The sequence below is a fragment of the Pantoea sp. X-Soil-OKNW-556 genome (genome assembly GCF_059730695.1).
The window spans coordinates 549,059-572,869 of the sequence record NZ_AP035991.1; the positions used below are offsets into that span (position 1 = coordinate 549,059).

The following is a 23,811-nucleotide window of genomic DNA, read 5'->3' on the forward strand; positions in this document are numbered from 1 at the left end:
GGTTGCTATGTCTGACAATTGTGAACTGGTCGATCTCACTGCGCGTTTCCCGCAATTAACTATCGATCTGAAATACGCCACGGCGGATAACCTGACCGGCCGTCCGATTTATCGCGAAGCGCGCTGCCTGCTGCATCCTGATGCCGTACCGGCGCTGGAAAAAAGTCTCGCTATTGCGGCACTGGCTGGTTTTCAGTTGCGCGTTTACGACGCGTATCGCCCCCGCCAGGCGCAGGCGTTGCTGTGGCAAGCCTGCCCCGACCCGCAATATGTCGCCGATCTTACCCTGGGTTCCAATCACAGCCGGGGCGTCGCCATTGATGTGACCCTGATGGACCAGGACGGACACATCCTTGATATGGGCGCCGGCTTCGATGAGATGCATGAACGTTCCCATCAATATCACCCTTCCGTGCCGGTCGCCGCACAGCGTAATCGCCTGTTGCTCAACGCGATTATGTTTGGCGGCGGCTTTGTTGGCATGAGCAGCGAATGGTGGCACTTCGAGTTGCCCGATGCGCTGCGCTATCCGCTGCTTGACGATCGTTTTTCCTGTTACGACGACACCTTATTTTCCTGTTAACTGGAGCTTTGCGATGAAGACGACACACCTGTTACGTTCGCTGTTACGTCCGGCCCTTTTGACCAGCGCGCTGGCGCTCGCTGTCCCTGGCGTACAGGCGGCGGTGCCGAAAGATATGCTGGTGATCGGCAAAGCCGCCGATCCGCAAACCCTTGACCCGGCGGTCACCATTGATAATAACGACTGGACCGTCACTTACCCGGCTTATCAACGTCTGGTGCGCTATAAAACGGTCGATGGCAAAGGTTCTACCGAAGTGGAAGGGGATCTGGCCGCCAGTTGGCAGGCTTCGGAAGATCAGAAAACCTGGACCTTCAAACTGAAAGATAATGAAAAATTTGACGACGGCAGCGCCGTGACTGCCGATGCGGTAAAAGCCTCATTCGAACGTTTGCTCAAAATCAAACAAGGTCCGGCAGAAGCCTATCCGGCCGATTTGAAAATCGATGTGGTTGACCCGCATACGGTGAAATTCACCCTCAGCCAGCCTTTTGCTCCCTTTCTCTACACCCTGGCGAACGATGGCGCATCGATCATTAATCCGGCGGTGTTGAAGGCACATGCCGCTGACGATGCACGCGGTTATCTGGCAGAACACACCGCCGGTTCCGGCCCCTTTATGCTGAAAAGTTGGCAGAAAGGTCAGCAACTGGTGCTGGTGCCTAATCCGCATTACGCCGGGGATAAGCCGGCGTTTAAACGCGTGTCGGTAAAGATTATCGGGGAAAGCGCCTCACGCCGTCTGCAACTGTCGCGCGGTGATATCGATATCGCTGATTCGCTACCGATTGACCAACTCACCGCGCTGAAACAGGAAGGTAAAGTCGAGGTGGCGGAATACCCGTCGCTGCGCGTTACTTATCTTTATCTCAACAACAGCAAGGCACCGATGAATCAGGTGGATCTGCGTCGTGCCGTCTCCTGGGCCACCGATTATCAGGGTATGGTGAAAGGCATTCTGAGCGGCTACGGCAAGCAGATGCGCGGGCCGATCCCCGAAGGCATGTGGGGTTATGATGCCTCCGCAATGCAATACAACATGGATGAGGCCAAAGCCAAAGCCGCGCTGGACAAAGTGCCACAAAAACCGGCCAGCCTGACGTTCCTCTACTCAGATAACGATCCCAACTGGGAACCTATCGCCCTTTCCACTCAGGCCAGCCTCGGCAAAATCGGTATCAATGTGAAGCTGGAAAAACTTGCCAACGCCACCATGCGTGAACGCGTCGGTAAAGGCGATTACGACATCGCGATCGGCAACTGGAGCCCGGATTTTGCGGATCCCTACATGTTTATGAATTACTGGTTTGAGTCGGACAAGAAAGGGCTGCCGGGCAACCGTTCCTTCTATGAAAACGCCGACGTCGACAAGCTGCTGAAAAGCGCGCTGGCAACCACCGATCAACAGGCGCGCACCAAAGATTATCAGCAGGCGGAAAAAATCGTCATCGACGAGGCAGCCTACGTTTATCTGTTCCAGAAAAACTATCAGCTGGCGATGAACAAACAGGTCAAAGGCTTTGTGTTTAACCCGATGCTGGAACAGGTGTTCAACATCGCTAACATGAGTAAGTAAGCAACTCAACGTAAGGCGTCGACAACGACGCCGTCAGGGAGCGCCGATGACACTCTGGCAAATTTTACGCCAGCGCTGCTGGGGACTTCTCCTCGTGGTGGCTGGGGTCTGCGTGATCACCTTTATTATCTCGCATCTGATACCGGGCGATCCGGCGCGGATGCTGGCCGGGGATCGCGCCAGCGAGGCGATTGTGCAACATATTCGCCAGCAACTCGGGCTGGACCAGCCGCTATGGGTGCAGTTTGGACGCTATGTGATGGCGTTGTTGCATGGCGATCTGGGAACCTCAATCCGCACCGGGCGACCGGTGCTGGAGGAGATGCGTACCTTTTTCCCCGCGACGCTGGAGCTGGCCTGCTGCGCCCTGCTGTTGGCGTTGTTGATCGGTATCCCGCTCGGCGTGTTGTCGGCCGTGTATCGCAATCGCTCGCTCGACCATCTGGTACGTTTGCTGGCGATCACCGGCATCTCCACCCCGGCCTTCTGGCTCGGGCTGGGGGTGATTGTGCTGTTTTACGGTCATCTGCAACTGTTGCCCGGTGGTGGACGGCTGGATGACTGGCTTGATCCCCCGGCGCGTATCACCGGGTTTTACACCATCGATGCGCTGCTGGCGGGTGACAGCGAGGTGTTTTTCAACGCCTTACAGCATCTGATATTGCCGTCGCTGACGCTGGCGTTTGTCCATCTCGGCATTGTGGCACGCCAGATACGCGGCGCGATGCTGGAGCAACTCAGCGAAGATTACATTCGTACCGCCCGCGCCAGCGGCTTGCCAAACCGGGTGATTATCCTGCGCTATGCGCTGCCGAATGCGCTGATCCCGTCCGTCACCGTGCTGGGCCTGGCGCTGGGGGATCTGTTGTACGGCGCGGTTCTGACCGAAACGGTTTTTGCCTGGCCGGGGATGGGGGCGTGGGTGGTGGCTTCGATCCAGGCGCTTGATTTCCCGGCGGTGATGGGGTTTGCCGTGGTGGTGTCCTTTGTTTATGTGCTGGTCAATCTGGCGGTGGACCTGATCTATCTGTGGATCGACCCGCGCATCGGTCGCGGAGGTGACGCATGATGATGACGGAAGTCGAGCCGCGTACACGCAACCACCGCCGCTGGCAGTCCAGCCTGAAACGTACCTTCTGGCTGTTGCGGCAAAGCCCGCTGACCCTGGTGGGCGGCGTGATCATGCTGCTGATGTTGTTGCTGCTGATCCTGTCGCCGTGGCTGGCCCCCTATGATCCCAACGCGCTGGACCTCACCGCACGTCTGCAAGCGCCTTCCGCACTGCACTGGTTTGGCACCGATGAAGTGGGCCGTGATCTGTTTAGTCGCGTGCTGGTCGGTAGCCAGCAATCGATGGTGGCGGGTTTGATGGTGGTGGTGATTGCGGGCGGCATCGGCTCACTGCTCGGCTGCTTCTCCGGGGTGATCGGTGGGCGCGGTGATGCATTGATCATGCGGCTGATGGATATCATGTTGTCGATTCCCTCGCTGGTGCTGACGATGGCGCTGGCGGCGGCACTCGGGCCAAGTCTGGTCAACGCCATGCTGGCCATTGCCATCGTGCGTATTCCGTTTTATGTGCGGCTGGCACGCGGCCAGACGCTGATTGTGCGTCAGTTCACCTATGTTCAGGCCGCCCGTACCTTTGGCGCTTCACGCTGGCATCTGATCAGCTGGCATATCCTGCGTAACGCTTTGCCACCGCTGATTGTGCAAGCGTCACTGGATATTGGCAGCGCGATTCTGATGGCGGCAACGCTGGGATTCATCGGCCTTGGCGCGCAGCAACCCACGGCCGAATGGGGCGCGATGGTGGCGGTAGGGCGTAATTATGTGCTGGATCAGTGGTGGTACTGCACATTCCCGGGCGGAGCCATTCTGATCACTGCGGTTGGTTTTAACTTGTTTGGCGATGGTCTGCGTGATCTGCTCGACCCGAAAACCGGAGGACAACACTGATGGTGACTCAGGTACTCTCCATGCGCGACGTGCAGTTGAACTTCCCGATCTACCAGGGTGAAGTCCATGCGCTCAATCATGTGTCACTGGAGGTCGGACGCGGCGAGATTGTTGGCGTGGTGGGTGAATCCGGCTCCGGTAAATCGGTCACTGCCATGCTGGCAATGCGCCTGCTGCCAGAGGGACGTTACCGCGTGCCGCAGGGTGAAGTCACGTTGCTCGGAGAAGATGTGCTGCGCGCCAGTGAGAAACAATTGCGACAGTGGCGTGGTTCGCGCGTGGCGATGATCTTTCAGGAGCCGATGACGGCGCTCAATCCGACACGCCGCATCGGGCGGCAAATCGTGGAGGTGATCCGCCATCACCAGGCGCTGACGCGCAAAGCGGCACAGCAAAAAGCCATCGGCCTGCTGGAGGAGATGCAAATTCCCGATGCCGCCCAGGTGATGAAACGTTATCCGTTTGAACTGTCAGGCGGCATGCGCCAGCGCGTGATGATCGCACTGGCCTTTTCCTGCGATCCCACGCTGATTATCGCCGATGAACCCACCACCGCGCTGGACGTCACGGTTCAACTCCAGGTGCTACGCCTGCTGAAACAGAAAGCCCGCACCAGCGGTACTTCGGTGTTATTTATCAGCCACGACATGGCCGTGGTATCGCAGCTGTGTGATCGTTTATACGTGATGTACGCCGGTAGCGTGATTGAACAGGGGGCCACACAGGATTTGATTCGCCATCCGGTGCATCCCTATACCCAGGGGTTGTTGCAGTGCGCGCCGGAACAACGTGAACCCCGTTCAACGCTACCCGCAATCCCTGGCACCGTGCCAAATTTGGCGCATCTCCCCACCGGGTGCGCTTTCCGTGAACGCTGCTTTGCCGCCGGGCCGCGCTGTAGCGAAACGCCAACGCTGCAACCTTGTGGTAGCCAGTCTGCCGCCTGCTGGTATCCGCAACGGGAGAACGCTTATGTCTGAGATGCTGTTGGAACTGCGCGATGTGCATGTGAATTTTCCGCTGCGTCGCAACTGGCTGGGCCGCATCACCGAACAGGCCCATGCGCTGAATGGTCTTGATTTACAGCTTAACCGCGGCGAAACCCTGGGCATTGTGGGCGAATCGGGTTGTGGCAAAAGTACCCTCGCCCAACTGTTGATGGGGATGTTGCAACCGCAGCAGGGCCAGTGTCAACGCGCTGCACCCGCCTCGGGCACCATGCAGATGGTATTCCAGGACCCCTTGTCGTCTCTCGATCCCCGTTTACCGGTGTGGCGCATCATCACGGAACCGGTGTGGATTCAGCAGCGCATGAAGGAGGCGGCGCGTCGCCAGCTCGCCGTTGAACTGGCTCAGTTGGTGGGAATTCGCCCTGAATACCTTGATCGTCTGCCGCATGCCTTCTCCGGTGGTCAGCGCCAGCGTATCGCCATTGCCCGCGCCCTCTCCTCCAACCCGCAGATCATCGTGCTGGATGAGCCTACCTCGGCACTGGATATATCCGTACAGGCACAGATCCTCAACCTGCTGGTCACGCTCCAGCAGCAGCGCAATCTGACCTATGTGCTGATTTCGCACAACGTCTCGGTGGTACGACATATGAGCGATCGTGTGGCGGTGATGTATCTCGGGCAGATAGTTGAGCTGGGCAAGGCCGACGACGTCCTGACGCAGCCGCAGCATCCTTATACGCAACTGCTGCTGGCCTCAGTGCCGGACATCCATCAACCGCTGGCAGAACACATCGCGTTACGTAAAACCGATTTGCCGGGCAATCGCGTGTTACCCGGCGGCTGCTATTTTCGCGATCGCTGCCCGCTGGCTGAGGAGGCCTGTGGTACGCCGCAGCAATTACGGGGGGTGGAAGGGGACCGCGCGGTGCGTTGCTGGCAGGTAAATAGCCCGTAACGGCGCGATTTATCGCGCCGTTACGGGAGGGAATCAGAGAGCGACAATCCGCCCTTCACGCGCACTGATAAACGCGGCATCCAGCACTTCCAGTACGCGAATCGCCTGTTCGGTTGTGACCGGAGGTGCGCTGCCATTTTTCACCGCGGCAGCAAATGCCTGGTAGTAATCATGGTATGCGCCCTGCGCTGCCGGGATACGTTCATAACCCGCAGCGGTATGCAGCGTGCCCCAGTGTTCTGGCGGTTCAAAGCCCCAGCCCGCTCGATCGTTAGCCGGACGTTTACCGGCAAAGATATCGCGCGCCTGGACGTCCGAGCCTTGCGCAACGTAGCTACCGGCCTCGCCATACAGACGCAGTTCACGACAGGAAAGATAATTGATCTTACTGGAGGAGATGTACGAGTGCGCGCCACTGCTGTGGGTCAGCGTCAGGACAAAACTGGCATCGGTCGCCCCTTCTGGACGATCGACAATATCCAGATGCGCCAGCACCGAGGTGACCGGCCCCATCAGCCACAGCGCCTGATCCACCAGATGGCTACCCATATCACGCAATAAACCGCCGGTTGCGCCCCCTTCCAGGGTATGAGGTTCGTCAAGATCCATACGGTTATGCAAGCGCCACAGCTTGCCAAGCCGCTGTTGTTCAATCAACTGATGCAGGGTCTGCATGTCGGAATCAAAACGTCGGTTATGGTACACACCCAGCACCACCCCTTTCGCCTGTGCCGCTGCGGCCAGCTCGCGTCCGGTTTTGGCGTCTGGCGCGAAGGGTTTATCCGCCACCACGGCAACACCGGCCGCAATCGCCTCCAGCACCAGTTCACGTCGCGTTTGTGGCGGGGTGGTAATGGTGACCATATCCACCCCCGCCGCCAGCAGCTCGGTCAGGCTGGCATAAATCGGCACATCGGGAAAATCAGCCTGCGCCTTTGCTATAGTGGCGGGGGCGCGCGCCACAATCCCTGCCAGCTCCAGCCCCTCAGCGGCGGTAATAAATGGGGCGTGAAAATTCTGCCCGCCAGTGCCATAACCCACTAATCCAACTTTCATACTCCCTCCGTGTGATGACGGGTGATGTACCCTTTGCCAACGATAGCAAAAATCCACTGGCAAACAACACGGAAATTTCACAAAGTGTGATTTCGGAATATTTTTACTGCGCCGCCGGAAAATAATGAACCGGCGTGGGGAAATCGGTAGCGGTTTTTCCCAGCAACCGCTGCGGGCGAAAATCCCGCAATAACGGGCTGGGAGTATCGCTGCCCAGCTCCTCCGCCACCAGGCGGCCAATCAGCGGCGACAGCGTCATCCCGCTGTGCATCACCGCCAGATAGACTCGCTGCTGCGGCGTGACAAAGCCCAGCGCCGGTAACCCATCGGCGGGACGCGCTCGCTGCCCCACCACAATCTGTTCGATGTGCAGCGAACCGGCGTCATCAAACAATTCACGGTAACGCGCCTGCATCTGCTGCGCGATGGCGCTATCAACAGCGGGCGGCGCTGCGGGATCGGCCTGGTCGTCGAGATCCAGCGCCTGTAATAACAGACGCCCACCGCCATCCGGGCGTACATTCAACTGCGGGGTAATCAGGTTGGTGGCGAGCGAGAGCGGCTGCGGCGCAGTGCGCGCCAGGAAACTACAGGCGACTTTATTTGGCTGGCTGGCGTCGGTCATCGCCAATTGCAGGCCAAGATGCTGCATCACTTCCGCTGACCAGCGTCCACTCGCCACCACCAGCCGATCCCCCCGCCACTGCCCGCCATCATCCAGCCTTAGCCTGACCTCCGTTGCACTCTCCTGCACATCGGTAACCCGACATTGCTGATGCAGCACCGCACCGGAGCTGCGGGCGTCGGCCCACAGGCGCGCCAGATATAGCGATGGATAGAGAATCGATTCGGAAGGGAAATGCCACAGACTGCCGCTGACAGCGGTGCTGCGTAACTCGGGGACTTCGCGCTGCAACTCATTGAAGGTGACTTCCCGCGCCGGATACCCCAAAGCCTGCAACCGCTCCGCACGCTGTTTCAATGCGTGCTGGTCGCTGTCTGACGCCCATTCCCAGGTCCCACAGGTTTCCAGCCAGCGCAGTCCGTTGGGTTGGGACAGTTGCAGCCTGACATGTTCTTCCATCGCCAGCGCATTGAGCTGATGGTAACTGTCAGGTTGTTTGCCGTTGGAATTGAGCCAGGCAAAGGAGGTACTGCTGGTGCCCGCCCCGAGGTGCTGTTGTTCAAAAAGGGTGACCTGTGCCCCCTGTAAGGCAAGCGCCCGCGCCACCGCCATACCGATGACGCCGCCGCCAATAATTGCGATTTTCTGTGCTGTCATATCTGGCTCCCTGAAAAAAAACTCACCATAGCATAATCAATCTCAGACAGCGGGAATGAAATTCCCGCCGCGCACGATGATGCAAAGGATATAAGTTTTTCCTCTGGGTCCAGATTAAAAAATTATGCCGGGCTGATAATTTTTCCGGTAGAAAAATATGACAACAAATTCTCCAGCACATTATTTGCCATCTGCTCACGGGTTTCAAACGTGGCGCTGGCAATATGCGGCATCAGAATAACATTCTCCAACTGCCGCAGCGCTGGATTAATAACCGGCTCCTGTGGATACACATCCAGTGCCGCCCCTTTAATTACCCCCTGCTGCAATGCCGTAATCAAATCCGCTTCATTGACCACATTACCACGCGCCACATTAATCAATACCCCGTCTGCACCAAGCGCTTTCAGCACGTTGCGGTCGACAATGTGCTGATTCTCCGCACTGCCCGGCAGGGCCAGCACCAGAAAATCACTGAATGCCGCCAGTTGTTCGAGGTTGTCACAACGGCGATACGGCGTGGTTTTGGCACTGCGCGCGGTATACGCCACCTCCATACCAAAGGCTTCTGCACGACGGGCAATCGCCAGCCCAATCGCGCCCAGACCGGCGATCCCCAGCTTTTTGCCACTGACTTTACTGGAAAGCACCGGTCCCTGCGTTTCCCACTGGCCCGAACGGGCAAATTGATCGTATTGCAGCAGCTTACGTGAGAATGCCAGCGTCAAGCCCAATGCCAGATCGGCCACGTCATCGGTAAGAATATTTTTGGTGATACTGACCTGAATCTGACGTGCCTTGGTGGTGCTTAAGTCGATACGGTCGGTGCCCACACCAAAAACCGCAATTGCTTTACAAGCCGGTAATTGTTCCAGCAGGGTATTTTCCACCCCGACATCACCGCGCGTAACAATCGCCTGAATTGATTTCCCCTGGCGCTGAAGAAATAACGCCGGATCGGCATATTCATATAAACGGTGACAGTGGAAATGTTGCGTTAACTTTTCATCCAACTGAGGCATCAACGGTTGAATAATCAGAACTTCAGGTAACGTAATTGACATTTTTCTTTCCGCGTTAACAAATGGATTTAGCGTCAGACTAACGGATAAATTTAATGTTACGGCGAATGGTTACTTATTTCGTCGCAGCGATCACGTTGACCCTGCCCCGTAGTGACGCGATTTATCGCGCGTCTTTTTGGTCGAGTGCATAAGATTGCGCGATAAATCGCGCCGCTACGCCATGTGGTGACCTGGCCGTATCGTGCCACCCCAACCCAGAGTCACGGGACAAATCGCTTCGCTTATCTGGCGAACTCTCCCCCGGCAGGCTACGGTTAAAAAAACCACAAAGATCTCACCACTTTTGGAAGACGTTATGATCGTCCGTGTCGATACCGCTGTGAACCCACAAAGTGAATTACCTCAGTTGCATCAGCGGCTGCAAACCCACCTTGAACAATTGCTGCCGTGTGGGCAGCAGGCGGATCAGGTGCGCGCGGCAATGCGGGCAGGCACCCTGGCGCCGGGCAAACGCATTCGCCCCCTGCTGCTGTTGCTGGCAGCGCACGACATGGGTTGTGACAGCCGACAACCGGGCCTGCTTGACCTGGCGTGTGCGGTGGAGATGGTCCACGCGGCGTCGCTGATCCTTGATGATATTCCTTCAATGGACAACGCGCAGATGCGTCGAGGTCGCCCCACCGTGCACTGCGAGTTCGGTGAAAACGTCGCGATTCTCGCCGCCATTGCCCTGGTCAGCCGCGCTTTTGAGGTGATTGCCGTGGCCCCGGGCCTGGCGGCGCAGCGTAAATCTGACGCCATCGCCGAGCTTTCTGCGGCGGTCGGTTTACAGGGTTTGGTTCAGGGGCAGTTTCAGGACCTGCATGATGGCGCGCACGCCCGCAGCGCAGAAGCGATTGAGCTAACCAATGAGCTCAAAACCAGCGTGCTGTTCCGCGCCACGCTGCAAATGGCTGCGATCGCCGCCAATGCGTCCCCGACGGTACGGCAAAATCTCCGCTCCTTTGCGCAGGATTTGGGTCTGGCGTTTCAATTGCTCGACGATCTGACCGATGGCGATAAATACACCGGAAAAGATCGCCATCAGGATCAGGGTAAATCCACGCTGGTGGCGATGTTGGGGGCGGAGGGTGCTGAACGCCGCCTGCGAGACCATCTGCGGAGTGCGGATGCCCATCTGGCCTGCGCCTGCCATCGCGGTATGGCTACCCGCCAATATATGCACGCGTTGTTTAACCAACAGTTGGCGAGGCGCAACTGATTGCCGTTAAACAACCGCTATGACGTGATTCTGGTGGGCGCCGGGCTGGCAAACGGCCTGATAGCCCTGCGGTTACGTCAACAACATCCCACGCTGCAATGCCTGCTACTGGAGAGCAGCCCACAGGCTGACAGCAATCATACCTGGTCATTTCATCAGGGGGATTTGCATGCCGGGCAGCACCGTTGGATCGCGCCCCTGGTCAGCGCACGCTGGTCTGGTTATCAGGTGCGCTTCCCGGCGCTACAACGTCACTTGCCAGGTGACTACTTTTCCATCTCATCGGCCCACTTTGCCCGTCAACTGATTGCCGCGCTGGGGGATGATTTGCGTACCGGTTGCGCGGTACACCATCTCACCCCCACCAGCGTGACGCTGGCTGATGGCCGCCAGTTACACGCCAGAGCGGTGATTGATGGGCGCGGCGTGCGCTACTCGCCCTATGTGCGTCTCGGTTATCAGGTTTTTGTCGGTCAGGAGTGGCAACTGGCAAAACCGCATGGCCTGACGCAACCGCTGCTGATGGATGCCACCGTGCCGCAGCAACAAGGATACCGCTTTGTCTATACCCTGCCGCTGAGCGCGGATCGCGTGCTGATTGAAGATACGCACTACATCGATACCCCGCTGCTGGATGATAGCGAAACGCGCAAACATATCGCCGATTACGCCCAGCAACAAGGCTGGCGTCTGAGCCTGCTGATGCGCGAAGAGCGTGGCGCATTGCCCATCACCCTGAGCGGCGACATTGATGCTTTCTGGCAACAACAACGCGGCCAGCCGTGCAGCGGTCTGCGCGCCGGTTTGTTTCACGCCACCACCGGTTATTCTCTGCCAACCGCACTCAGGCTGGCTGAGCTCATCGTCGCGATGCTGCCCTGCGATGCCAGCACCCTCAGCCAGCATATCGAGGCTTTCGCCCGCCGCCACTGGCGCGAACAGCGTTTTTTTCGGCTGCTGAATCGCATGCTGTTTCTCGCCGCCCGCCCGGAACAGCGTTGGCGTGTGATGCAACGTTTTTACCAGCTTGATGCGGATTTGATCGCCCGCTTTTATGCCGGTCAACTCACCCTGACTGACAAAGCCCGCATTTTGTGCGGTAAACCCCCGGTCCCGCCGGGTGCCGCGCTACGCGCGTTACTGACGACACACACAGGGAAGCAACCATGAATCGGACTTTTGTTATTGGCGCAGGCTTTGGCGGTCTCGCCCTCGCTATTCGCTTGCAGGCGGCGGGCATTGCCACCACCGTACTGGAACAGCACGACAAACCCGGCGGGCGCGCTTATGTCTGGCAGGATCAGGGGTTTACCTTTGATGCCGGACCAACGGTCATTACCGACCCCAGCGCCATCGAGGCGCTGTTTACCCTGGCGGGGAAATCCCTGCACGATTATGTCGAGTTGATGCCGGTGACGCCCTTTTATCGTCTGTGCTGGGAAGATGGACGCAGGCTGGATTACGATAACCATCCGCAGCGTCTGGAGCAGCAGATTGCCACCTTTAACCCGCAAGATGTTGCCGGTTATCGCCAGTTTCTCGCTTATTCACGCGAGGTGTTTAACGAGGGATATCTCAAGCTGGGCAGCGTGCCCTTTCTGTCGTGGCGCGATATGGTACGCGCCGGGCCGCAACTGGGGCGGTTGCAGGCATGGCGCAGCGTTTACAGCATGGTGGCGAAGTTTATTCGGGATGACCACCTGCGTCAGGCCTTCTCTTTTCACTCTTTGTTGGTGGGTGGTAATCCCTTTGCCACATCCTCGATCTATACCTTAATCCATGCGCTGGAGCGTGAATGGGGCGTGTGGTTTCCGCGCGGTGGTACCGGCGCGCTGGTCAATGGCATGGTGAAGTTATTGCAGGATTTGGGCGGCGAGGTGTTGCTGAATGCCGAAGTACAACGGCTCGATATCACCGGCGATCGTATCAGCGGCGTGCAGTTGACCGATGGTCGGCGTTTTCATGCGCAGGCCGTCGCCTCGAATGCCGACGTCGTCCATACCTATAATTGTTTACTGGCACATCATCCAGCCGTCGCAAAGCGCGCCGCAGCGCTGAAACGCAAACGAATGAGTAACTCGTTGTTTGTGATCTATTTCGGGCTTAACCAGCCGCATCCACAGCTGGCGCATCACACCGTCTGCTTTGGTCCGCGCTACCGTCAGTTGATTAATGAGATTTTCAACAGCGGCCAGCTGGCGGAAGATTTTTCGCTTTATCTGCATGCGCCCAGCAATAGCGATCCGAGCCTGGCACCACCGGGCTGCGCCAGCTTTTATGTGCTGACCCCGGTGCCACATCTTGGCACCGCAGATATTGACTGGCGGCAAGAGGGTCCACGCCTGCGCGACCGCATTTTTGCTTATCTGGAGACGCATTACATGCCGGGTTTACGTTCCCAGTTGGTGACGGAACGGATGTTCACCCCGTTTGATTTTCGCGACAGGCTGCATGCCCACCACGGCTCGGCTTTTTCGCTGGAACCGATTCTGACGCAAAGCGCGTGGTTCCGGCCACATAATCGCGACGATGTGATTCGCAATCTTTATCTGGTCGGTGCAGGCACCCACCCTGGCGCAGGCGTGCCTGGCGTGATCGGTTCCGCCAAAGCCACCGCACAGCTGATGCTGGAGGATCTTGCAGGATGAGTATGCCGTTAATGGAACATGCCAGCCAAACCATGGCGGTTGGTTCTAAGAGTTTTGCCACCGCTGCCAAACTGTTTGATGCCTCAACGCGACGCAGCACCCTGATGCTGTATGCCTGGTGTCGCCACTGCGATGACGTCATTGATGGACAAACGTTAGGCGCATCCGCCGTGCAGCACCCGCGCGATGATGCACAGGCGCGCATGGCGCATCTGGAGCTGGAAACACGTCGAGCTTACAGCGGTGCCGCTATGGAAGAACCGGCCTTTGCCGCCTTTCAGGAGGTGGCGCTGATGCACCGTATTCCACCACAACTGGCATTTGACCACCTCGCAGGTTTTGCTATGGATGTGCACCAGCAGCGCTATCTGCGCTTTGAGGACACCCTGCGCTATTGCTATCACGTTGCCGGGGTTGTGGGGTTGATGATGGCCCGTGTGATGGGGGTACGTGACGAACGCGTACTGGATCACGCCTGTGATTTGGGGCTGGCATTTCAGCTCACCAACATCGCCCGTGATATCGTGGAGGACGCGCACCAGGGACGCTGTTATTTGCCGGAAGAGTGGCTGCATCCGCTGGGTCTGCACGCTGCGAATCTGGCGGAAACGCAGCACCGTGCTACGCTCGCCACCCTGGCTGCACGGCTGGTGGCAGAGGCGGAACCCTATTATCAGTCAGCGCATGCCGGGTTACCGGGTTTATCGCTGCGATCGGCATGGGCCATCGCCACTGCGCATGGCGTGTATCGTGAGATTGGCGTCAAAGTCCAGCAGGCAGGCTCACACGCCTGGGACAGACGCCAGCGTACCAGCAAGGGAGAAAAACTGGGCTTACTGCTAAAAGGGGCAGGCCTGGCACTCAGTTCACGCTTGACGCGCCCGGCGCAACGGCCCGAAGGGCTGTGGCAACGTCCGTAGTAACGCGATTTATCGCGGCGGTTTTTGTCGCTGACGCAGCGCCTGCTGCAACTTCGGCAACGGTGGCGCATACAAAAAGCCAAACGACACACAACCTTCCTTACCGCGCACCGCATGATGCATGCGATGCGCCATATACAAACGTTTCAGATAACCACGACGTGGAATGTATTTAAACGGCCAGCGTTGATGCACCAGGCCATCATGCACCATAAAATACAGCACGCCATACAGGCTCACGCCCGCACCGACCCATTGCAACGGCCACAGCCCATTGACGCCGAGGTAAATCATCACCACCGCCATCAGCGCAAAAATCACCGCGTAGAGATCATTGAGTTCGAAACTGCCATCGTGGGGTTCATGATGCGACAGATGCCAACCCCATCCCCAGCCATGCATGATGTATTTATGCGCCAGAGCTGCGACGACTTCCATCAGCACCAAGGAGAAAAGCAGGATCAGAGTATTGACTAACCACATCATGGTTCCTCCTTTTTACAGGTCAACCTTTCTCAGCCAGGCCGCAACCCGCGCAGCGAGTTGTTGCGGTTTTTCCAATGGGATCATATGTCCACTCTCCTCAATCAACTCGACACCGCTGCCGGTCAGTTGCGCGAGTTCCAGCGCTTCCTGATAAGAACGTAATTGATCCTGTTGAGCAGCAATAATAGCAACCGGACAAGGAATCGGGTGCTGCGTAATATGATCGCGGATAAGCCCCGACTGGTTGATGAAGGCTGCCGCCCCAAGCCGCTGGCCCATGTTCTGTATCTTGCCGATTAACCCGGTGTCGTCATACCGGGCGGGATGCAGCGATTTTTTTATCGCGCCGCTGCTGATACCACGAAAGTCTCCCCTGTTGATCGCCCCCACCGCATCCTGTTTGGCGTGTCGCTGTGCGGGGGTATCCTCACGCAATGAGGTGGCAATCAGGATCATTCCTGCCACCCGTGCGGGAAATGCTTCAACAATCGCGCGGGCGACATAACCGCCAAGGGAAAATCCGGCCACAATAAAACGTTCGGGCAGTTGTGCGGCAATCGCCTGGGCAATGGCGCTGATGCTGTCGCCACCGGAGAGGTTGGCATAGATAAACTTGCGATCATCAGGGAAGGCGTCGACAAAATCGTCCCATAGTGTTTCATCGAGCATAAATCCGGGGATCAGCACCACAGGTAATTTCATCGCCCACTTTCCCCCTTCGCCAGCATGGATCTCAACAGGACAACCACCTCATTTTGCTGCTGTTCCCCAAGGCGTGAAAGGAAAAAGGTATCAACCTGCTCGGCGATGGGACGCGCTTCCAGCAACACACGTTTGCCTTCAGTGGTGAGAAAAATAAACCGCCGACGCCTGTCAGTGGTGCCCTGCTGTCGTTCAATCAGGTTTTTTTTCTCCATACGCACCAGCAACTCCGCCAGCGTCGCCTTGGTGCTTAAGGCCGCTTCGGTAAGATCGAGCTGCTCAATCCCCGGTTCCGCTTCGACCGCACACAACACCGCGTATTGCTGTTTGGTCAGTTCCGGCAACGATTTCTGCCATAGCGCAGTATGGTCCTGAAGCAGCTCGCGCATCAGGTGAAAGAAGACATTGCCCAACTCTTTTTGCATGAGGTTCGCCTGACGTTAAGAAGAAGATCGCTAAGCGTTTGATTGTAATGCAGCAACAACAATTCGCGCCAACAACCTCTGCATCAATCGTTGCAATCATAAAATTCGTACACGAACTTTTTTCGTGCTCACCCCTTGCGCATCCTTGGACGTGGCGTTATTTTAATTTTAACGTTCGTATACGAACAATATGTTTGAGGGTCGAGATGAAACTGATAATCGGAATGACCGGTGCCACCGGTGCACCTTTAGGCGTGGCGCTGCTCCAGACGTTACAAACCATCAAAGAGGTGGAAACCCATCTGGTAATGAGCAAATGGGCCAAAACCACCATTGAACTGGAGACGCGTTACAGCGCACGCGAAGTCGCTGCTATGGCCGATGTGGTACACAACCCAGCAGATCAGGCTGCGTCCATCTCCTCCGGCTCTTTTCACACCGATGGGATGATCATTATCCCGTGCAGCATGAAAACCCTGGCCGGTATCCGCGCGGGTTACGCCGAAGGTTTAGTCGGACGTGCGGCTGATGTGGTGCTGAAAGAAGGACGCAAACTGGTGTTGGTGCCACGCGAAACCCCACTCAGTACCCTCCACCTCGAAAATATGCTGGCCCTGTCCCGCATGGGCGTGGCGATGGTGCCACCCATGCCCGCCTGGTACAACCATCCCGCCACTATAGATGACGTCACCAACCACATCGTAGCTCGCGTGCTCGATCAATTCGGCATCGCGTCACCCAAAGCCCGGCGCTGGCAAGGCTTAAGCGAAGCAACTTCACAACATGTTCTGCAAAAGGAGAGTTAAGAATGGCCTTTGATGACCTGCGTAGTTTTCTACATGCCCTGGATGAACAGGGCCAGTTACTGAATATCGATGAAGAAGTCCAGGCAGAACCGGATATCGCCGCCGCTGCCAACGCTACCGGACGTATCGGCGAAGGTGCCCCCGCTATCTCCTTCACTAAAATTAAGGGTTTTAACCACGCACATGTGGTGATGAATACCATCGGTTCATGGCAAAACCACGCCATTTCCCTCGGACTTCCGGCAAATACGCCGGTGAAACAGCAAATTGATGAATTTATTCGACGCTGGGATAACTTCCCGGTTGCTCCTGAACGTCGGGAAAATGCCCCCTGGTCAGAAAACACCGTGGATGGCGACGCGATTAACTTGTTCGACATTTTGCCCCTGTTTCGCCTGAACGACGGCGATGGCGGATTCTATCTTGATAAAGCCTGCGTCGTGTCACGCGACCCGCTCGATCCTGACCATTTTGGTAAACAGAACGTCGGCATTTACCGTATGGAGGTCAAAGGCAAACGCAAACTGGGTTTGCAACCGGTGCCGATGCATGACATTGCGCTGCATCTGCATAAAGCTGAGGAGCGCGGTGAGGATTTGCCGATCGCTATCACCCTCGGAAACGATCCCATCATCACGTTGATGGGTGCCACGCCGCTGCGCTACGACCAATCTGAATACGAGATGGCGGGCGCACTGCGAGAAAGCCCCTATCCTATCGCCACCGCCCCACTAACCGGCTTCGACGTACCCTGGGGTTCTGAAGTGATCCTTGAGGGGGTGATTGAAGGGCGCAAACGCGAAATCGAAGGCCCGTTTGGCGAATTTACCGGCCATTACTCCGGCGGTCGTAATATGACGGTGGTCCGTATCGACAAGGTTTCATACCGTACAAAACCGATTTTCGAATCGCTGTATCTCGGCATGCCGTGGACCGAAATCGATTATCTGATGGGGCCCGCCACCTGCGTACCACTTTACCAACAGCTGAAAGCCGATTTCCCGGAGGTGCAGGCGGTCAATGCCATGTATACCCACGGGTTGCTCGCCATTATCTCAACGAAAAAACGTTACGGCGGTTTTGCCCGTGCGGTCGGGTTGCGCGCAATGACCACGCCACACGGCCTCGGCTACGTAAAAATGGTGATTATGGTCGATGAAGACGTCGATCCCTTCAACCTGCCGCAGGTGATGTGGGCGCTGTCATCAAAAGTGAACCCAGCCGGGGACCTGGTGCAACTCCCCAACATGTCAGTACTGGAACTGGACCCCGGCTCCAGCCCGGCGGGGATCACCGACAAACTGATTATTGATGCCACCACCCCGGTCGCCCCGGATACCCGTGGTCACTACAGCCAGCCGGTAAAAGATTTGCCGGAAACCGGTGCATGGGTAGAGAAACTGACCGCCTTACTGGCCAACCGTAAATAAGGAGATAAAGATGACCTGTCCACGTTGTGCCGAAGAACATATTGAAATCATGGCGACCTCACCGGTGAAAGGGGTCTGGACGGTGTTCCAGTGCCAGCACTGCCTCTACACCTGGCGCGATACTGAACCGGCCCGCCGCACGCAACGCGAGCATTACCCGGAGGCATTTCGGATGACGCAAAGCGATATCGATAATGCGCCGGAAGTGCCGAGTATTCCGCCGTTGTTGGCAAAATAAACGCAGTAAACGGCGGGTGACGACTCGCCGTATCTTGACTGTGGAACTGCCTCTGACTTGCCTGGCTATTTGCAATTTACCTGGTGACGGTTGGCAATTTACTTGAGCATCCCCAACTAAATCTGATCGTACACTCGAAGGAGACAAAGTTTCATCTGAACGTCTGCTGTGTGCAAGGAGCGGAAGTCACTAACATCGTGGCGCATTAACCAACGGGGAGCATGTCATGAACATAAAACATTTTCAGTCAATTGGAATCACCACGAACTCACTCAAAGCAGTAACCAGCTAAAGGCTGAGAAATGAATATCTCGATCTGCGTGAGTATGTTAAAAATGAATGCAATCAGTTTTTTATCAGGCGATTGTTAGGCTAAGGAATGTCCCCTAAAACCACGGGCTTTTCAAGCTCGGCCAAATCCCCCTATCTCCTTCATCGGAGGGTGTCCCTTTGGAGAATCAAGTGGTAACAATTAAATTTATAAAAATCAAATGGATGGCTTGAAAATTGGATAAGAAAATCATTACAAGACTGATGCTAATTTTTGTATTACTTCTGGTTGGCGTTGTTTTTCACCTCGCTTTACTTCTTGCCGCTGCACTTGCCTGGTCGATTTATGAGGATCTGAAATCACCTTCCACGAAGAATTTCGAACCGGCAAAGCACGAATATACAAAACATGACTCTTCTTTCGACACAATAAAGGATCGACGAAATGTATCGAAGAATGACGACGAATGGGAAAAGTATTTTTTAGCTGATTGCGAATCTCCGGCTGAAGAAAGTTTCCTTACTACAGTGATTGAAGCTTTTAACCTTGTGCCAGAGCGGGGGAGACTTGTAGGTGAAAAAATCACTCTTGAAATGCAAGTTGTCAAATCACGTTATCGATTCGATTTTTTATTAAATTCATCGCAGATAATTGAAGTTGATGGGGCTGCCTGGCACTCTTCACAAGAACAAAAAGAGCGAGACAGAGTTCGTGATGAATACTGTATAAAGTGTGGTTATAACGTAACTAGAATCCCAGCCAAAACCGTCCTGTACGACTATAAAAAGACAGTTGAAATTTTTAGATCATTGATTGATGTTTCACATACATATAAAGAATCGAAGGCGGTCAGTACAGAGTCTAAAGTAGTGCCAACGGTAACAGCATCTGATTTTCTTAATAAGATCAACCAAGAAATAGACTCTAAACTCGATATAGAAAAATATAGTAGGGATTTTAAAAAAGCATTCGAACATGAAAGAATGCACCTTGAGATATTTTGTCAGAGTGTTAAAAGGAAGATTGAAATAGAGAAATATCTTGCAGATAGCGAACCTGGAACTAACTCTCAATTCGTGGCACACCGGGCTAGACTCAGTGCACTGGTCGACTCTGACAAAAAGCTTGTAGTTAACTGGCTTCCTATTCAAGAGCCATCAGGGATCAGTGACCCTGACCTTCAGGCGTGTATTACTTCTAAATTTCGTGCATTATCGGAAGAGCGTGAGGCGTATCTGAAGGGGTTGTCTGAAAGATGCTCGACCGATCTAAGGTTCAGGGAGTTGCTTAGAGAAAAATTGACTAGCTGTAAATACCCGAACATGCATATGATTTTCAAAACGGTTAGACTGACTTTTGGAACAGCTCTTAAGGGGCTGGAATCAACCATAAAAAAGTAATCAGCACATAGAAGACTTTGCAATGAGAATTAAGTATCACCCGGAAAATACAGAAATTCAATTTGACAGCCTCACGCCAGCTTCATTGAAAGAAAGTGGGGTTGAGATAAACTCAATATACATATCTGAAAGTCTTTTTGTAAAAATAAGAGACTTCTATCAGTCCCGGGATTTTTTTTGGAAAAGCTTAAATTGCAACTTAATGAACTTTTCCTACAGCAATTATTATGATGGATTGTATTTTACAATGATTGAATCTGTTGAATATAAGCACAATGCCAGATACTTAATAAAAATAAGATACGATAAGGAAAGATACCTTAAGCAGTTGTCTGTTAGGCGCAGGCGTAAAATTTTGGATGATGAAATCACTAGATTGGATCAATTGATCATGATTGGTGATGCTTATTATGACATATACAAGTTGCTGTCTAAGGTGTTTACTGAGTACAGAACGCATGTTTTTTCTTGTGATATTTATGCGAATAGACTTGCTTGCGAACAATTAAGCTACTTGGATATCCCGATTGTTACCTATGGTCGCGATTACTATGAAAAAAAAGATCGGGATGGATTGAGGGAAATGGAATTTATAGACCACTTTCTTGAGAGCGGTTTCTGATTAAAGAAGTAAATTTTGTATATTTTCGAACAAGACTTGAAGAAAAACTCAAGTGCGAATCATGGCTGTACTTCCTGACAATATAGTTCATTGTTCTTAGGTAATACCTCTAATTGGTTGAATGCGATGTATAATGCCTGGTTTTAAGATTCACTCATGGTCAGCGTTACCGTTCACTGTGCCCGTTGTCAGTCCGCCCAGGTTTACCGTCATGGTCAGAACCCTAAAGGATACGACAGGTTTCGCTGCCGTGACTGCCACCGCGTGTTTCAGCTCATTTATATCTTATGAGGCCCTAAACCAGGGTTTAAAGAGCAGAACACCGAAATGGCCTTCAATGGTGCTGGGGTTCGTGATACCACCAGGACACTGAAAGTCGGCATTAAGAACGTCATAATCATTAGATCCTTCATTGAAAAATATATGTTCACTAATTGGAGCCATAACCAAGTTAGCAATATTTACATAATAGTTGAGGACAACTGCGAACTTCCGCTCCTCGTTCAAAGCTGCCTCTCACCACAGTCGGTACTTTTGTCGGATATATGTCCAGGTTATTTGCAAACAGGCAGCCCAGTAAAGGCAAATACCCAATCACTTCACTCCCTGCCGATTCACTCCCGGCGCTTTGCACTACACTGTAACCCCAACTGTGCTGCTGAAAGGAGTTTTCATGAAGTTATGGCCTGTTGTGGCAGGTGTTGCCATTGCATTGAGTCTGGTTGCCTGCCAATCCCCAACGCCGCCAAAAGGTGTCGAGCCGATCACTGGCTTCGATGCCAATCGCTATCTTGGCAAATGGTACGAAGTTGCCCGTCTGGAAAATCGCTTCGAACGAGGGCTGGATCACGTCACGGCGACCTACAGTAAACGTAGCGATGGCGGAATTCGCGTTCTCAACCGGGGCTACGATCCGCAGCAACAAAAATGGCGCGAAAGTGAGGGCAAAGCGTACTTTACCGGGGCACCAACCACTGCTGCGCTTAAGGTTTCGTTTTTCGGCCCTTTCTATGGCGGCTATAACGTCATCAAACTGGATGAAAATTATCAGTACGCGCTGGTCAGCGGTCCTGACCGAGGTTATCTGTGGATCCTGTCCCGAACGCCTGACATCCCGCAAGCCATCAAGCAGGATTACGTTAACACCGCGCGTAAACTCGGTTTCCGCGTGGATCAACTCAGATGGGAAAGCGATCGCGGCGTCACCCCCTGACCCCCTCTTCTTCAATACGTCCTCTTGACAAGTGTCGCAACAATTTAGCATTATCTAAATTTAGAAAATACTAAATTGTTGCGCTATGACCGAGCTGAACCTTCTACAGACACAGGCAGATAAAGCTGCTGCTCTGCTTAAGACATTGAGCCATACCCAGCGCTTAATGATTTTATGTGTATTGATTGATAAACCCGGAACCGAAGCCGGAGAGCTGACCAGGATCAGCGGTTTGAGCGCCTCCGCAACCTCTCAGCATCTGGCGAGAATGAAATCGGAAGGATTGATAGAAGGGATACGCGAGGCCAGATTTATTCGCTACCACATTAAGAACGAAGCGATATTCGCCGTGGTGCAAACGCTTAAAAATATTTACTGTCCCGGAGAATAATATGCCTGCTACTTTTGCGACACCCGCTGAGATAAATGCACTTTCTGATCATGCCATGCTGATTGATATCAGAGGGCAAGACGAATGGCGTCGGGAACATATTTCCGGTGCCCGTTCTCTGCCAGTTGAAGACATCACGCCTGGTTGTTTAGGTAAGGAGGAGTTGAGCCAGATTGATACGGTTATTTTTCATTGTCAGAGTGGCATGCGAACCGAACAATACCAGGCACAATTGATCGCAGCGGTACATCCGGCAAAGGTTCTGATTATGCAGGGCGGCTTGAACGCCTGGAAATCAGCCGGTTATCCGGTGATAACTGACCGCCGTCAGCCGCTACCGCTGATGCGGCAGGTACAAATATCAGCCGGGGTACTGGCGCTGGGAGGCACGCTAGCCGGAGCGGCGCTGGCACCGGAATTTTATATCATCCCTGGCTTTGTCGGGGCTGGCCTGCTGTTTGCCGGAGTGACGGGCTGGTGCGGGATGGCAAAGTTGCTGGCAGTCATGCCCTGGAACAAACAGCAAAGCGAATCTCGTCATCCAACCCGGTAGTCAGGATCAGACCTTCAGCAACTTCACCGTGCTGTCTATGTCGATCTCCTCTTCCGAGAAAATTAACGTTGTGCCCTGGAAAGTAGTGATCGCCAGTTTCTTCAGTGAGCGCATGGCACCTGGTTGAGCGGCTGATTTGGGCCTGATGCTGCTCATCAGTACCCCAACAGACAGCACCGCATTGTCTTTATCGATGCGAGTTTCGACCGGCACTTCTTCGCTGTAAACAAGGAAAGACTTAATCGAGGTCAGCTTGATGCGCTCCCCGGCGATAAAGATGTATTTACTTTCAGGCGCAACTTTCACCGCATACGCTGACAGCCCCTTATTGTTGGTCGTGGGCTCGAAAGTGACCGCGGCATCTTTCTTAATCAGTTCAGGGTTGGCGACCTTAATGACATGAAAATAACGGTTATCACCGTTTTCATCTTTGATAAATCCAAAACCTTTATCCTGAAACCAGGTTGTGATCGTACCGTTCATCGCCATTACCGCCTATTTAATCGTTTATCTACTCAGTTTTGCAGCGCGCAGTGTAAAACACAATGCCGATGTACACTACGTCTTTACAGCTACGCAGGCTTTTTATCATGGTGCTGACGCAGTGATTTTTGTAACTTTTGCATGCCGGTGCACACAAAAAGCCCAATGACACGCAAACTTCTTTGCCCTGCAACAGCCACAGGCCATTAACGCCCAGGAAAATCATGACCACCGTCGACATGGCAAACATCCAAAATGCCGTGCCACAGTTCAATTTATTGACCCTGCCCCCTTAGCCAGCAACGATTTTCTGCTGTCCGGCGATTCAGTTCGGAACTTCCGCCTTATTCTGGAATACATAAATTATGCTGCAAAAAAGATAATGCGTTATAGATAGGGATGAAATATTTAGCCTGATAATAAACCCGCCAAATTGTGACTAATGACCCAACGCCAACAAATAACCTTAAAGTTCTTAAGGGTAGAACCGATAACGACATATCAAAGGTGGGAATATTCTTATCAAACAATAAGATATATTTTAGCATTAGACTATTATCCCAACCTTACTCA

General features: G+C 54.2%; 26 protein-coding genes and 1 pseudogene. 19 read left to right on the forward strand and 8 right to left on the reverse strand.

Annotation, left to right across the window (positions count from 1 at the left end):
• The first annotated feature begins 7 nt into the window (after nucleotides 1-7).
• The 6 genes from ddpX to AC6I8T_RS23255 are packed head-to-tail and all read left to right on the forward strand — an operon-like array spanning nucleotide 8 to nucleotide 6,026.
• Entirely contained in the window at nucleotides 8-583 is a 576-nt protein-coding gene (gene ddpX / locus AC6I8T_RS23230) for a D-alanyl-D-alanine dipeptidase (protein ID WP_208726181.1), read from the forward strand.
• A 13-nt stretch (nucleotides 584-596) separates the two neighbouring features.
• Nucleotides 597-2,159, forward strand: coding sequence for an ABC transporter substrate-binding protein (locus AC6I8T_RS23235; RefSeq protein WP_208726175.1), 1,563 nt, complete (start codon nucleotides 597-599; stop codon nucleotides 2,157-2,159).
• Nucleotides 2,160-2,205: 46 nt separating this feature from the next.
• Entirely contained in the window at nucleotides 2,206-3,228 is a 1,023-nt protein-coding gene (locus AC6I8T_RS23240) for an ABC transporter permease (RefSeq protein WP_497834474.1), read from the forward strand.
• Entirely contained in the window at nucleotides 3,225-4,118 is an 894-nt protein-coding gene (ddpC, locus tag AC6I8T_RS23245) for a D,D-dipeptide ABC transporter permease (protein ID WP_208726171.1), read from the forward strand. The genes AC6I8T_RS23240 and ddpC overlap by 4 nt, the downstream gene beginning before the upstream one ends.
• Entirely contained in the window at nucleotides 4,118-5,098 is a 981-nt protein-coding gene (locus AC6I8T_RS23250; protein ID WP_208726169.1) for an ABC transporter ATP-binding protein, read from the forward strand. Before ddpC ends, AC6I8T_RS23250 begins: the two co-directional genes overlap by 1 nt.
• A complete protein-coding gene (locus tag AC6I8T_RS23255) occupies nucleotides 5,091-6,026 on the forward strand; it encodes an ABC transporter ATP-binding protein (RefSeq protein ID WP_497834475.1) in 936 nt (311 codons plus the stop codon). Before AC6I8T_RS23250 ends, AC6I8T_RS23255 begins: the two co-directional genes overlap by 8 nt.
• A gap of 33 nt (nucleotides 6,027-6,059) precedes the next feature.
• Here AC6I8T_RS23255 and AC6I8T_RS23260 read toward each other — a convergent pair whose 3' ends face one another.
• The 3 genes from AC6I8T_RS23260 to AC6I8T_RS23270 all read right to left on the reverse strand — a co-directional run bounded on the left by AC6I8T_RS23260 (nucleotide 6,060) and on the right by AC6I8T_RS23270 (nucleotide 9,428).
• Nucleotides 6,060-7,082 (reverse strand): Gfo/Idh/MocA family protein, encoded by a 1,023-nt coding sequence (locus AC6I8T_RS23260; protein ID WP_208726165.1) that lies wholly within the window; start codon nucleotides 7,080-7,082, stop codon nucleotides 6,060-6,062.
• Between the two features lie 103 nt (nucleotides 7,083-7,185).
• Nucleotides 7,186-8,364 (reverse strand): NAD(P)/FAD-dependent oxidoreductase, encoded by a 1,179-nt coding sequence (locus AC6I8T_RS23265; RefSeq protein WP_497834476.1) that lies wholly within the window; start codon nucleotides 8,362-8,364, stop codon nucleotides 7,186-7,188.
• Between the two features lie 122 nt (nucleotides 8,365-8,486).
• Entirely contained in the window at nucleotides 8,487-9,428 is a 942-nt protein-coding gene (locus tag AC6I8T_RS23270; RefSeq protein ID WP_208726162.1) for a 2-hydroxyacid dehydrogenase, read from the reverse strand.
• Between the two features lie 316 nt (nucleotides 9,429-9,744).
• Here AC6I8T_RS23270 and AC6I8T_RS23275 point away from each other — a divergent pair, with 316 nt between their 5' ends.
• Genes AC6I8T_RS23275 through crtB form a run of 4 tightly spaced genes read left to right on the forward strand, consistent with a single transcriptional unit; the run spans nucleotide 9,745 to nucleotide 14,218 of the window.
• Nucleotides 9,745-10,650, forward strand: coding sequence for a polyprenyl synthetase family protein (locus AC6I8T_RS23275; RefSeq protein ID WP_208726160.1), 906 nt, complete (start codon nucleotides 9,745-9,747; stop codon nucleotides 10,648-10,650).
• Nucleotides 10,651-11,820 carry a lycopene beta-cyclase CrtY gene (gene crtY, locus AC6I8T_RS23280; RefSeq protein ID WP_497834477.1) on the forward strand — a complete coding sequence of 390 codons (1,170 nt, stop codon included), beginning with the start codon at nucleotides 10,651-10,653 and terminating at the stop codon, nucleotides 11,818-11,820.
• Nucleotides 11,817-13,298 (forward strand): phytoene desaturase, encoded by a 1,482-nt coding sequence (locus tag AC6I8T_RS23285; RefSeq protein ID WP_208726156.1) that lies wholly within the window; start codon nucleotides 11,817-11,819, stop codon nucleotides 13,296-13,298. The genes crtY and AC6I8T_RS23285 overlap by 4 nt, the downstream gene beginning before the upstream one ends.
• On the forward strand, nucleotides 13,295-14,218 hold the full coding sequence (crtB, locus tag AC6I8T_RS23290) for a 15-cis-phytoene synthase CrtB (RefSeq protein WP_208726154.1): 924 nt from the start codon (nucleotides 13,295-13,297) through the stop codon (nucleotides 14,216-14,218). Before AC6I8T_RS23285 ends, crtB begins: the two co-directional genes overlap by 4 nt.
• A 9-nt stretch (nucleotides 14,219-14,227) precedes the next feature.
• Here the strand turns inward: crtB and AC6I8T_RS23295 are convergent, their stop codons facing one another.
• From AC6I8T_RS23295 to AC6I8T_RS23305, 3 genes are read right to left on the reverse strand one after another with little or no spacing between them, the layout of a single operon-like run.
• Nucleotides 14,228-14,704, reverse strand: a complete 477-nt coding sequence (locus AC6I8T_RS23295; protein ID WP_497834478.1) for a sterol desaturase family protein — start codon at nucleotides 14,702-14,704, stop codon at nucleotides 14,228-14,230.
• 12 nt (nucleotides 14,705-14,716) lie between these two features.
• Nucleotides 14,717-15,406 (reverse strand): alpha/beta fold hydrolase, encoded by a 690-nt coding sequence (locus AC6I8T_RS23300; RefSeq protein ID WP_497834479.1) that lies wholly within the window; start codon nucleotides 15,404-15,406, stop codon nucleotides 14,717-14,719.
• Nucleotides 15,403-15,831 carry a MarR family winged helix-turn-helix transcriptional regulator gene (locus AC6I8T_RS23305; RefSeq protein ID WP_497834480.1) on the reverse strand — a complete coding sequence of 143 codons (429 nt, stop codon included), beginning with the start codon at nucleotides 15,829-15,831 and terminating at the stop codon, nucleotides 15,403-15,405. Before AC6I8T_RS23305 ends, AC6I8T_RS23300 begins: the two co-directional genes overlap by 4 nt.
• A gap of 206 nt (nucleotides 15,832-16,037) precedes the next feature.
• Between AC6I8T_RS23305 and AC6I8T_RS23310 the strand changes: the two genes are divergently transcribed.
• From AC6I8T_RS23310 to AC6I8T_RS23350, 9 genes and pseudogenes are all read left to right on the forward strand, one after another.
• Nucleotides 16,038-16,637: a non-oxidative hydroxyarylic acid decarboxylases subunit B gene (locus AC6I8T_RS23310; RefSeq protein ID WP_208726146.1), complete on the forward strand. Its 600-nt coding sequence runs from the start codon at nucleotides 16,038-16,040 to the stop codon at nucleotides 16,635-16,637.
• 2 nt (nucleotides 16,638-16,639) lie between these two features.
• Nucleotides 16,640-18,067 (forward strand): non-oxidative hydroxyarylic acid decarboxylases subunit C, encoded by a 1,428-nt coding sequence (locus tag AC6I8T_RS23315; protein ID WP_497833019.1) that lies wholly within the window; start codon nucleotides 16,640-16,642, stop codon nucleotides 18,065-18,067.
• 10 nt (nucleotides 18,068-18,077) lie between these two features.
• The gene (locus AC6I8T_RS23320) at nucleotides 18,078-18,305 is read left to right on the forward strand and encodes a non-oxidative hydroxyarylic acid decarboxylases subunit D (protein WP_208726142.1); all 228 of its coding nucleotides are present in this window, start codon (nucleotides 18,078-18,080) and stop codon (nucleotides 18,303-18,305) included.
• A gap of 507 nt (nucleotides 18,306-18,812) precedes the next feature.
• Entirely contained in the window at nucleotides 18,813-19,976 is a 1,164-nt protein-coding gene (locus AC6I8T_RS23325) for a DUF559 domain-containing protein (protein ID WP_497834481.1), read from the forward strand.
• A 22-nt stretch (nucleotides 19,977-19,998) separates the two neighbouring features.
• On the forward strand, nucleotides 19,999-20,598 hold the full coding sequence (locus AC6I8T_RS23330; RefSeq protein WP_497834482.1) for a hypothetical protein: 600 nt from the start codon (nucleotides 19,999-20,001) through the stop codon (nucleotides 20,596-20,598).
• A gap of 156 nt (nucleotides 20,599-20,754) precedes the next feature.
• Nucleotides 20,755-20,994, forward strand: a pseudogene (locus AC6I8T_RS23335) (IS1 family transposase); the annotation flags it as partial.
• 277 nt (nucleotides 20,995-21,271) lie between these two features.
• Nucleotides 21,272-21,811: an outer membrane lipoprotein Blc gene (gene blc, locus AC6I8T_RS23340; RefSeq protein ID WP_208726136.1), complete on the forward strand. Its 540-nt coding sequence runs from the start codon at nucleotides 21,272-21,274 to the stop codon at nucleotides 21,809-21,811.
• A gap of 85 nt (nucleotides 21,812-21,896) precedes the next feature.
• Nucleotides 21,897-22,202: an ArsR/SmtB family transcription factor gene (locus AC6I8T_RS23345; RefSeq protein WP_208726135.1), complete on the forward strand. Its 306-nt coding sequence runs from the start codon at nucleotides 21,897-21,899 to the stop codon at nucleotides 22,200-22,202.
• 1 nt (nucleotide 22,203) lies between these two features.
• Nucleotides 22,204-22,755 (forward strand): rhodanese family protein, encoded by a 552-nt coding sequence (locus AC6I8T_RS23350; RefSeq protein ID WP_208726133.1) that lies wholly within the window; start codon nucleotides 22,204-22,206, stop codon nucleotides 22,753-22,755.
• A 6-nt stretch (nucleotides 22,756-22,761) separates the two neighbouring features.
• Here the strand turns inward: AC6I8T_RS23350 and AC6I8T_RS23355 are convergent, their stop codons facing one another.
• Together AC6I8T_RS23355 and AC6I8T_RS23360 are read right to left on the reverse strand one after the other, a co-directional pair.
• Entirely contained in the window at nucleotides 22,762-23,244 is a 483-nt protein-coding gene (locus AC6I8T_RS23355; protein WP_208726131.1) for a cold-shock protein, read from the reverse strand.
• A gap of 22 nt (nucleotides 23,245-23,266) precedes the next feature.
• Nucleotides 23,267-23,479 carry a hypothetical protein gene (locus AC6I8T_RS23360; RefSeq protein WP_497834483.1) on the reverse strand — a complete coding sequence of 71 codons (213 nt, stop codon included), beginning with the start codon at nucleotides 23,477-23,479 and terminating at the stop codon, nucleotides 23,267-23,269.
• Nucleotides 23,480-23,811: the final 332 nt, after the last annotated feature.